This window comes from Yoonia sp., assembly GCF_036770585.1.
In the GTDB taxonomy this organism is placed as follows: Bacteria; Pseudomonadota; Alphaproteobacteria; order Rhodobacterales; family Rhodobacteraceae; genus Yoonia.
Genome location: NZ_DAIPIW010000081.1, coordinates 1 through 10,376, shown reverse-complemented (window position 1 = coordinate 10,376; position 10,376 = coordinate 1). Strand labels below are relative to the sequence as shown.

The 10,376-nt window shown below is 63.2% G+C and carries 12 protein-coding genes and 1 other RNA gene; 8 read left to right on the top strand and 5 right to left on the bottom strand.

Annotation, left to right across the window (positions count from 1 at the left end):
- From ssrA to V7N12_RS12140, 7 genes are all read left to right on the top strand, one after another.
- Positions 1-231: a transfer-messenger RNA gene (gene ssrA, locus V7N12_RS12170) on the top strand; the annotation flags it as partial.
- A gap of 87 nt (positions 232-318) precedes the next feature.
- Positions 319-975 (top strand): DUF1194 domain-containing protein, encoded by a 657-nt coding sequence (locus V7N12_RS12165; RefSeq protein WP_333714860.1) that lies wholly within the window; start codon positions 319-321, stop codon positions 973-975.
- Between the two features lie 139 nt (positions 976-1,114).
- The gene (chrA, locus tag V7N12_RS12160; RefSeq protein WP_333714859.1) at positions 1,115-2,356 is read left to right on the top strand and encodes a chromate efflux transporter; all 1,242 of its coding nucleotides are present in this window, start codon (positions 1,115-1,117) and stop codon (positions 2,354-2,356) included.
- A gap of 107 nt (positions 2,357-2,463) precedes the next feature.
- Positions 2,464-2,913 carry an SspB family protein gene (locus V7N12_RS12155; RefSeq protein ID WP_333714863.1) on the top strand — a complete coding sequence of 150 codons (450 nt, stop codon included), beginning with the start codon at positions 2,464-2,466 and terminating at the stop codon, positions 2,911-2,913.
- A gap of 99 nt (positions 2,914-3,012) precedes the next feature.
- Complete coding sequence (gene fumC, locus V7N12_RS12150) at positions 3,013-4,404, top strand: class II fumarate hydratase (RefSeq protein ID WP_333714857.1); 1,392 nt, start codon at positions 3,013-3,015, stop codon at positions 4,402-4,404.
- The gene (locus V7N12_RS12145) at positions 4,401-4,574 is read left to right on the top strand and encodes a DUF4169 family protein (protein ID WP_333714856.1); all 174 of its coding nucleotides are present in this window, start codon (positions 4,401-4,403) and stop codon (positions 4,572-4,574) included. The genes fumC and V7N12_RS12145 overlap by 4 nt, the downstream gene beginning before the upstream one ends.
- On the top strand, positions 4,574-4,810 hold the full coding sequence (locus V7N12_RS12140; protein ID WP_333714855.1) for a ribbon-helix-helix domain-containing protein: 237 nt from the start codon (positions 4,574-4,576) through the stop codon (positions 4,808-4,810). Before V7N12_RS12145 ends, V7N12_RS12140 begins: the two co-directional genes overlap by 1 nt.
- Here V7N12_RS12140 and V7N12_RS12135 read toward each other — a convergent pair.
- The 4 genes from V7N12_RS12135 to V7N12_RS12120 all read right to left on the bottom strand — a co-directional run bounded on the left by V7N12_RS12135 (position 4,792) and on the right by V7N12_RS12120 (position 8,694).
- On the bottom strand, positions 4,792-5,034 hold the full coding sequence (locus V7N12_RS12135) for a hypothetical protein (protein WP_333714853.1): 243 nt from the start codon (positions 5,032-5,034) through the stop codon (positions 4,792-4,794). The genes V7N12_RS12140 and V7N12_RS12135 overlap by 19 nt on opposite strands.
- A gap of 207 nt (positions 5,035-5,241) precedes the next feature.
- Complete coding sequence (locus V7N12_RS12130; protein WP_333714862.1) at positions 5,242-6,636, bottom strand: cytochrome P450; 1,395 nt, start codon at positions 6,634-6,636, stop codon at positions 5,242-5,244.
- Positions 6,636-7,898: a hypothetical protein gene (locus tag V7N12_RS12125; RefSeq protein ID WP_333714851.1), complete on the bottom strand. Its 1,263-nt coding sequence runs from the start codon at positions 7,896-7,898 to the stop codon at positions 6,636-6,638. The genes V7N12_RS12130 and V7N12_RS12125 overlap by 1 nt, the downstream gene beginning before the upstream one ends.
- A gap of 40 nt (positions 7,899-7,938) precedes the next feature.
- Positions 7,939-8,694, bottom strand: a complete 756-nt coding sequence (locus V7N12_RS12120; RefSeq protein WP_333714850.1) for a cytochrome c biogenesis CcdA family protein — start codon at positions 8,692-8,694, stop codon at positions 7,939-7,941.
- Between the two features lie 106 nt (positions 8,695-8,800).
- On the opposite strand from V7N12_RS12120, the gene V7N12_RS12115 reads away from it, so the two are divergent.
- Positions 8,801-9,028: a sulfurtransferase TusA family protein gene (locus tag V7N12_RS12115; RefSeq protein ID WP_333714861.1), complete on the top strand. Its 228-nt coding sequence runs from the start codon at positions 8,801-8,803 to the stop codon at positions 9,026-9,028.
- 128 nt (positions 9,029-9,156) lie between these two features.
- On the opposite strand, the gene V7N12_RS12110 is transcribed toward V7N12_RS12115, so the two are convergent.
- The coding region (locus V7N12_RS12110; RefSeq protein WP_333714849.1) for a ribonuclease E/G at positions 9,157-10,376 on the bottom strand (1,220 nt) is incomplete at its 5' end.

Here is a 10,376-nt window from a genome sequence, read left to right as displayed (position 1 = left end):
CATCCTTCGTTTGGGGATCATGGGGCCGAAACAGGATCGACGAACGTGTAAAGGGGTTTGCTTTGTCCCGGTGAGATACCACCGTTATCGGTTCACATAAGCTAGTTGCAAACGACAACAAAGCTCCAGTTGCCCTCGCTGCCTAAGCAGTGCGGAATACTGAAATCTAAGCCCTAGGGAATTGCTTCTCTAGGCGGGGTTCGCAGGTACCTGGCAACAGAAACCTGCACTTTCAACACCTTGCATTCCTGCGTTCATGTCATTGCCTTGCCCAAAGTTCAGGCTTGCCCCAGGATCGGGGCGTGCCACATTAGGTGGATGAAGTTCCTTGCCTCTTTGCTTTGCGGTGTCATCGCACTGGGCCCCACCGCGGTCCGGGCTTGCGAGACCGCGCTGGTTCTGACGATCGACGTCTCGAACTCGGTCGATGTGGCCGAATATCGCTTGCAGGTCGATGGCCTTGCCGACGCGCTGGAAGACCCCGAGATACGCGACGCGCTGGTGCAAACCGGCACAGCGATTGCCGTCGTGCAATGGTCGGGCGTCGACAAACAGGCGGTCTCGATCCCCTGGACGCAGGTCCGCACAGCGCTGGACGTCATGCGCCTCTCGGCCGAAGCCCGCGCGCTTGAGCGCGCCTTCGTGCTGTCCGACACCGCGCCTGCCGAAGCGATCCACTTTTCGCTCGACCTGCTGCGCAGCGCCCCGCCCTGCGCGCGGCAGGTCATCGACATATCGGGTGACGGCACGGCGAACGCCGGCACCGACGTCCGGCTGGCCCGCAATGCAGCCCAGCGGGCGGGCGTGACCATCAACGGGATCGCGATTGAATCGATGGGTCTGGCCATCACCAACTTCTACCGCGACTCGGTCATCACACGGGACGGTTTCGTGATGACCGCACGCCAGCACCGCGAATATCCGCAAACCCTGCGCGCCAAGATCCTGCGCGAGATCAGCCGCGTTCTGGGGTAACGCTGCCGATGCCCTGCACCAAGGGATTGCGCCAGTCTGGAAAGCTGTCTGGAAAGCTGTCACGGTCTTGTCGTGATCAGCCTGCAAAAGGCGGGCGAGATCGGGGCGCGACATGCAACCGGCTGCCGAAAGGGGACGCATGACAAACGAGTTGTTCCGCGTGTTCGGGCGCATCGGTCTTTTGTCCTTCGGCGGGCCTGCCGCCCAGATCGCCCTGATGCACAAGGAACTGGTCGAGGATCGCCACTGGCTGACCGAGGCGGAATTCCTCAAGGCGCTGTCGTTCTGCATGCTTTTGCCGGGACCCGAGGCGATGCAGCTTGCCACTTATGCGGGATGGAAGAAGCACGGGATCATCGGCGGGCTGATCGGCGGCGGTCTTTTCGTGCTGCCGGGCGCCGCTGTGATCGCGCTTCTCGCCATGCTTTACCTCAGCTTCGGCGCGCTGCCCTTCGTGCAGGCCCTGTTTACCGGTGTCAAAGCCGTGGTCGTGGTGATCGTCATCGCGGCCCTGCTCAAGATCGTGGGCCGGGCCCTCGGCTGTCAGACCCATCGGATCATCGCCCTTGTGACCTTCGTCGCACTGTTCTTTCTTGCCGTGCCCTTCCCGGTCGTGATCGCCCTTGCCGCGCTCGTGGGGGCCGTGCAAACGCCAGCCGCAGCCACGGCGCCTCTGCCGGTTCCGTCGCAATGGCGCAACAGCCTGATCATCGTTGTGGTCGGCGTCATGCTCTGGTCGCTGCCGATACTGGCCGCAGCCCTTGCGGGTCAGGACTTCCTTGTCGAACTGGGTCTGTTCTTTTCGCTTCTGGCCGTTGTCACGTTCGGCGGCGCCTATGCCGTCTTGGCTTACATGACCCAGGAAGTCGTCGTTTCCTATGGCTGGTTGACCACGGCACAGATGATCGACGCGCTGGGCCTTGCCGAGACGACACCGGGGCCGCTGATCCTTGTCACGCAATTCGTCGGGATGCTTGCAGGGGCAGCCGAAGGTGGGACCGCGCTGGCCTTGCTTGCAGGGGCGATGACGCTTTGGGTGACCTTCGTGCCCTGCTTTATCTGGATCTTTGCCGGCGCGCCGCTCATTGACTGGCTGGATGGAAAGCCGAGACTGCGCGCTGCCCTGCAAGCCGTCACAGCCGCCGTTGTGGGCGTCATCGCCAGCCTGTCGCTCTGGTTTGCCCTGCACGTCTTCTTTACAGAGGTCACGACGATCCGCGCGGGTCCTGTCACCACCATCTTGCCGCAGATCGAGACGCTGGATCTGACGGCCCTTGCCCTCGGGACCCTGGCGGCGGCCCTGATCCTGTGGCGCAAGTGGCCCTTCCCGCTTGTGCTGGGGGTCTGTGCCGCTATTGCGGGCGCTTTGTCATTGGTTTAGCGACCTGCGCGGAAGTCCCCTTTTCACCGCCTTCGATTTCCGTATGCTGACAGCATCAGAGGAGCATTGCACCCGTGGCGACAAAATCGATCGATTATGGAAACCTGATGCACCGCGCCATGCGTGGCCTGATCCAGACGGTTCTGGAAAGCGTGCAGCGGGATGGCCTGCCCGGGAGCCATCATTTCTTCATCACCTTCGACACCATGCATCCCGATGTCGAGATCGCCGACTGGCTGTCGGATCGCTATCCCGGCGAGATGACCATCGTGATCCAGCATTGGTTCGCCGACCTCGATGTCACCGATGAAGGCTTCGCGATCACGCTGAACTTCGGTGACAACCCCGAGCCGCTGTATATCCCCTACGACTCGATCAAGACCTTCGTCGACCCTTCGGTGGAATTCGGCCTGCGGTTCGAAACCCAAGGTGACGACGACAGCGACGAGGACGATGACGCCGAAGCGCCGATGGACGTGATGGTCGAACCTGACGACAAACCCTCGGATGCACCACGCGAAGCCGAGGTGGTCAGCCTCGACAAGTTCCGCAAATAGGCTTTCGCGCCGCGCAGCACGCCCGCCGCCTTGCTGGCTTATTGCCCTCGCACCTTGGCGTGCCTATAGGTCAGGGGAACCACAGCCAAGGGGAGCATCATGACCGCCACTCGTACCGAAACCGACAGCTTTGGCCCGCTTGAGGTGCCCGCAGACCGCTATTGGGGCGCACAGACCCAGCGGTCGATCATGAACTTTCCCATCGGCTGGGAAAAACAGCCCCTGGCCATCGTCCGTGCGCTTGGCGTGATCAAACAGGCCTGCGCGATTGCCAACAAAGAGCGCGGCAAACTGGATGCGACACGCGCCGATGCGATCATTCAGGCGGCATCCGAAGTTGTCGCAGGCCAGCTTGACGATCACTTCCCGCTGGTGGTCTGGCAGACGGGGTCCGGCACCCAGTCGAACATGAACGCCAACGAGGTGATCAGCAACCGCGCGATCGAAATTCTGGGCGGCGTCATCGGATCGAAGGACCCCGTGCATCCCAACGATCACTGCAACATGGGCCAGTCGTCGAACGACACCTTCCCCACCGCGATGCATATCGCCGTCGCCATGACCGCCCGCGACGTGCTGCTGCCGGGTCTGGAAAAGCTGCATAGCGCCCTTGCCGCCAAACAGGCCGCGTTCGACCACATCATCAAGATCGGCCGCACCCATACGATGGACGCGACACCGCTGACGCTGGGGCAGGAATTCTCGGGCTACGTGCATCAGGTCGCGATGGGCATCCGCCGCGTCAAGGCCGCCCTGCCCGCGATCTACGAGCTGGCGCAAGGCGGCACCGCAGTCGGCACCGGCCTGAACAGCCCCAAGGGCTGGGGCGAAACGGTGGCCGCGCATATGGCCGACATCACCGGCCTGCCCTTCGTGACCGCCCCGAACAAGTTCGAGGCCCTCGCCGCCCATGACGCGCTGGTCGAGATGTCCGGCGCGCTGAAAACCGTGGCCGCCAGCCTCTACAAGATCGCCTGCGATATCCGGATGCTGGGCTCGGGCCCGCGCTGCGGTCTGGGTGAACTGATGCTGCCCGAAAACGAACCCGGCTCCTCGATCATGCCCGGCAAGGTCAACCCGACCCAGGTCGAGGCGATCACGCAGGTCTGCGCCCATGTCATGGGCAATGATGCCGCCGTCGGCTTTGCCGGCAGCCAGGGTCATTTCGAACTGAACGTGATGAAGCCGATGATGGCCTATAACGTGCTGCAATCCATGCAGCTGATCGGAGACGCCTGCGGGGCCTTCACGGACAACTGTGTCGTCGGCATTCAGGCCGATGAACGCCGGATCGACCAGTTGATGCGGGAATCGCTGATGCTGGTGACCGCCCTTGCCCCGACCATCGGCTATGACAACGCCACGACCGTCGCCAAGACCGCGCACAAGAACGGCACGACCCTCAAGCAAGAGGCGGTCAAGCTGGGCTTCGTGGACGAGGAAACCTTCGAACGTGTCGTGCGCCCAGAAGAGATGATCGGCCCCAAGTGAAGCCGGTCAACCTCAACAAGCTGCGCAAGGCCAAGGCCAAGGGTGATGCGAAAGCCAAGGCGGATGAGAACGCCATCCGCTTTGGCCGCAGCAAGGCCGAAAAGGCAGCCGACACCGCACGCGAGGCGCGGCGGCTGATGCGCCTCGAACAGCACAAGCGGGACGGCTGATGGCGGATCACCGACGCCCCGTCAAACGCTCGCTGACGTTGCGCGGTCACCGGACCAGCGTGTCGCTGGAAGACCTGTTCTGGAAAGAGTTCAAACGCATCGCCGATGCCGATGGCGACACGATCAACGGGCTTGCCGCGCGCATCGACGCATCACGCGGCGATATCGGCCTCGCCTCGGCCATCCGGATTTTCGTGTTGGAGCGGGCGCTGTCGGATCAGCGCTTGGGGGCGTAAAGCGCACCGCGAAGAACGGACAGATTGTCCCGTTCTTTCTTCTCGGCCGCGTTCAGACGCTCTGGCTGGGGCTTTTCCACGGGTTCGTGACCCTTTTGGAACAGCTTGGCGATCTGCGCCGGATCAAGCTGCTTGCGTGCAGCAGGTTTCGTCGACCGGACATCCTTGCGTCCCAGCAACCCGCCAAGACCGCGTTTCTTAGAACCTGGAAGTGAAACTGTCATCGTCAAACCTAAAGAGTTGTGACCGAGTGGGAACTGCGATGCCATAGGTGTGGCACAAACTGGGCATCGCTGCCAATCACATTCATGATAAACAGTTAATGCTTCCCGCTTACCGGTAAGGTCGTCATCACGAACCCCCCGTGTTTTGCTGCATTTGCGGGCAAAAGTGAATCGTTGGCGGGGGCTTTGTTCACGTCTGGACGACATTCACGCCTTTTGGGGACTGTTCCGATTTTGAGAACAAGAATCGGTTTTGCGGCTGATTGTCAGCCAAATCCCGTCAGATGCGCGCACCGTCAGATGTGCGACCGGAATCGGTTGGCGCGCGGCAAGCACGGCGAAGCGATAGTCCCTGACCAGCCGCGACAGCAGAACGACACCCTCGATCATCGCAAAACCCGCGCCGGTGCAGACGCGCGGCCCGGCAGAAAACGGCAGATAGGCGGATCGTGCCGTGGCCTTGCCGCCCTCTGTCTCCCAGCGGGCGGGATCGAAAGCATCGGGTTCATCCCAAAATCGCGTGTGGCGGTGCAGATGCCATGGGGAAAGGACAATCTGCGAGCCGCGCGCGACAAGGCGCTTGCGAAAGGTCTCGGGCCGCGCCGTCTCGCGCACCATCATCGGCACCGGCGGATAAAGCCGCAGGGTCTCGCGGAACACGTCGCGGGTGACCTTGAGCCGGGAAAGCGCGGCGAAAGTCCCGTCGAAATCCGCCGCCTCTTGGGCGACCTTGTCCTGCCATTCAGGGTAAAGCGCCAGCAGATAGAGCGCCCATGACAGGGCCGAGGCGCTGGTCTCATGGCCTGCAAGAAAGAAGATCGCGACCTGATCGACCATTTCCTCGGCCGTGAAGGTCCGGCCCGTCTGCGGATCGACGGTCGTCATGATCTTGGTGGCAAGATCGTCCGGCGCCCGCCCTGCGCCGATCAGCGCCAAACGATCGTCGGTCAGCTTGGTGATCAGCCGCCGGATATGGGCCGCGGTCCGTTTCGTCTCGGACCGAAAGAACCGCGGCATCCACGAGGGGCCACGGATGAAGGCGGCAAGGTTCAGGATCGGTTGCGTGCGCTGGTGGGCGCGGAAGGCGTGAAAGACCTCTTGGGCCGTCGCATCCTCGATCGGGATCGAGAAGAGCGTGCGGAAGATCACATCGGCGGCCATATGGCTGGCGATGGCTTCGATCTCTTGCGGGGTGCCATTGGCACCTTTCAGCCGCGCGACACCGGCATCGGCGGCAGCCAGAATGCCCGGAAAGGTATCACGCAAGCGCCCGCCCTCGAAGGCGGGGTCGATGATGCGGCGTTGACGTTTCCACTCTTCGCCATTGGTCAGAAAGACACTTCGCCCCAAAAGCGGCTGAAGTCCTGCACCGATCCGGTCGGATTTCGGAAAGTCATCGGGGCGTCCGCGAAGCACCAGATCAACAAGATCGGTATCATTGACCAGATAGCTGCGAAAGAACGGCGTGCGAAACTCGGCCATCCAGGCGCGGTAAAGCTTCTCGGGCTGCGCCGAGAGGATGTCTTTGCGAAAAAGCCGAAGATACCGCCAGAGCGAGACCTTCTCGGGCCGCGAGGCAGGTTTGGGCGGGTGCCGATCCATCACGCGACGGACGTATATTTGGAAACCGGAACGTCGATCCGCGATCGCGACGGTGCGCGCCCGGCAAAGCGGTCCCGCAGCAGGCGGGGTCCGGCGGTGATCTGGAAATAGTCATAGTCCTTCGGCTGATCGAAGGCGCAAAGATACTGGAAATGCAGCCGGAAGAACCGCCACCGCAGGGCCTTCCAGCGCGCTGGCGTCAGGCTTTGGGTGAAGGCCGCCGAAATCACCAGCGGCCAGCGCTTGCCCTTCGGCCCGACCCCCGAGACCGCCACGGGATCACATAGCGCAAAGCAGCAGCCATCGCCCGGGGCGGTGACATCGACCCATGTCAGGGCCTTTGAGGTTGCAAGATAGGCCAGATCGCCGCGCAGGCGTTTTGCTTTCGGCAGGAACGACACCATCGGCACCACCTGCCCCAACGACAGGAAGGCCAGCGCGGGGCCGTTCTGCGGCACCCGCCCTGCGCGGATCAGATCGGCCAGCACCGACACCGCCAGATGCGCGCCCGAGGAATGGCCGACGACCAGCACCTCATCGACATCGCCTGTCAGCGCGGCCGCGATCTTGTCGCCGAATGCGGCCATCCGCGTCTCCAGCGCGGGCGGATTGGCCCCGCCGAACTGGGCCGAAAAGGCATAGTCATGCATCAGGTAGTAGGCAAAGACCCTGTTATCGATCGACTTGAACCACCGGATGATGACGACAGCGACGGCGGCAAAGGCCGTCCATTGCAACAGGAAAATCAGCGCGCGCAGGATTGCGTAATCAGCGAGCCCGACAAATCCGAAGGCGCCCTGCAACAGCGCCTTCACCACCCCGCCCACCTGCACGCCGGCCACAATCGCGATCAGAAGCTGGACCAGCAGGAACACCACAGGATAAAGCGCCGCGATGACCGGACCTTTGCGCATCCACATCAGCCGCCGCAGGGCACCCGACGCGATATAGACCCATGCGGTGCGCAGCAGTTGCAGGTAGGTCGCAGGGATCGACTGTGCCATGCTGTCGCGCACGATGTCGGACCAGACCAGCACGTCGATCTGGCTGGCCACGGCCTTGCCCTCGATCTCGGCCCCGACCACCCAGCGGAAACTGTCATCGGACCTGGCGGGCCTGATGCCGATCCGGTAGCCCGAGATCTCGGCCTGTGCGGCGCCTTCCTTGCGGTAAAGCTCGCGGTAGCGGCGCGGATGGAACGGGTCGTAGCCGGGGATGTGGAACACCCGCCGTCGTCTGACCTGCCGTTCCGTCGCACCCATGCCCGCCTCTCGCCTGCCTTGCGGGCCAAGCCTAGCGGGACTAGCCGACCAGCGCCAGCGCAGGAAAGGTTTCCAGAAGCCAGAAACTGAAGGCGGCGAACTGGCCGGTGATCATCATCAGACCCACGGTCCACAAAAGCAGGCCCGAGGTGCGCTCGATCCTTTCCATGTGTCGTTTCATCCACCCCATCAACCCCTTGAGGCGCGGAAAGAAGGCCGCCACCAGCAGAAAGGGGATGCCCAGACCGATGGCATAGGTGGCAAGCAGGGCCGCCCCGCGCGAGACATCCGCCTCGGAGGCCGCAAGCGACAGGATCGCGCCAAGGATCGGCCCAAGGCAGGGCGTCCAGCCAAAGGCAAAGGCCAGACCCAGCAGATAGGCGCCAAAGGCCGACCCGCCCCTGTCACCAGCATCGACGCGCATTTCACGATCCAGAAACGAAATGCGGAAAACCCCGATGAAATGCGCGCCCAGCACCATGATCAACAGGCCCGCGCCGATCAGCATGGCGTCCTGCCATTGCAGCAGCATCCGCCCCAGCGCCGAAAACGCCATGCCGAGCAGCAAAAAGACGGTCGACAATCCCAAGACAAAGAAAACAGCCGAAACAAAGACCCGCCGACGCGCGCGCGCGGCCTCTTCCATCTCGCTGACTGAAACGCCACCCATATAGGCCAGGTAGGGCGGCACGACAGGCAGCACGCAGGGGCTGAGAAACGACAGGACACCGGCTGCAAGGGCGACGATCATCGCAGGCAGCAAGGCAGCATCGAAGATGAGCGCGGTGTCGAGCATCAGGTTCCTCTTTGCCCCCTTTCCTATGTGAGTGCGCGATGAAGGTCACGCGCCAAGCTGTCACATCTTGGTGGACAAGCTGAAACATCCCGCCTACCTCAACGCCATGGAATTCGACGCTGATCTCGATGCCAAGGGGCTGCTTTGCCCCCTGCCCGTGCTGAAGGCCCGCAAGCGCTTGCAGGCGCTGGCATCGGGGCAGGTTTTGCGGGTCGAGGCGGACGATCCGGCAGCGGTGATCGACATGCCGCATTTCTGCGCCGAGGCGGGCCATGCGCTGGCCCTGACCGAAGATCAGGGCAGCGCGCAGGTCTATTACATCCGCAAAGCCTAAACCAGCCCGCGGGCTGGCAGATCAGCCCTGCAAGATCGGGCAGCGCCCTGCCCTGACCAGCGCATGAAAAGCCGGGGGGCTGCGCCTTTTCAGCCGCAGCCCCCCCTTGATCCCGATACTGCCGGACATCAGCGCCCGATCGACCACCAGCCTTTGCGTTTCGGCTTGGGTGGCGCGTCCTCGTTCGCTTCTGCGGTTGCAGAAGGTGCGGGCGCAGGTTCTGGCGCCGGTTCGGCCTTTGCCACAGGTGCAGGCTCAGGTTCAGCCTCTGCCACCGGTTCAGCCTCTGCCACAGGCGCAGGTTCTGCTGCCGCTGCGGGCTTTCTGCTGCGCGTGCGCTTGGGTTTCGGTGCCTCTTCGGCTGCGGCCGGTTCTGCGGCCGCTTCCGCCGCCACCGGATCGTTCCCCGATGGCTCTGCCTCGGCGGCAACCTCGGGCGCCTTCTTGCGCGTGCGCCGCTTCGGGGCAGGCTTTTCTTCGGCAGCCTCGGTCACATCGGCTGCGGGTTCGGCAGCCGCTTCTTCCGGCGTCGGCTCGGGCTTCTTGCGGCGCGAGCGGGTTCGCTTGGGTTTCGCCTCGACCTCGGTCTCGACCGTTTCGCCATCCGGATCAGCAGGCGCTGCCGCATCCTCTGCCACATCGTCCTCGGCGCCCTCGCCCTGTGTCTCGGCTTGCCCTTCGGCGTCGCGGTTGGCACCGCCCCGACGGCGGCGACGGCGGCGGCGCTTGCGCTTGGGTTTGTCGCCGTCTTCCTGCGTCGCTGCGACGGTTTCCGCCTCTTCATCTTCTTCCAGAATGATCCCGCTGTCGTCCGCCTCGTCGTCCTCGTCCATGATGGCCGCAGATGTCACGACCTGTCCCGGCTCCGGCACGACCCGTGTCGCGGTCTTGAACTTTTCGATCTCGTAATCGGGTGAGATCAGCGCCGGATCGCATTCGATCCGCACCGCCATGCCATAGCGCGCCTCGATATCCGCGACATGCTCGCGCTTGGCGTTCATCAGGAAGTTGGCGATGCTGATCGGCGCCTTGACCAGCGCCTCTTTGCTGCGTCCCCGCACGCCTTCCTCTTCCAGCGCGCGCAGGATCGACAAGGCCACGTTGTCGTCCGACCGCAGAAGACCCGTGCCATGGCAATGCGGACACATCTGCGTCGTCGCCTCCAGCATGCCGGGCCGCAGACGCTGGCGCGACATCTCCATCAGGCCGAAGCCGGAAATCCGGCCAACCTGAATCCGGGCGCGGTCGGTTTTCAACCGGTCCTTGAAGCGCTTTTCGACGGCGGCATTGTTCCGCCGCTCGTCCATGTCGATGAAGTCGATGACGATCAGGCCCGCAAGGTCACGCA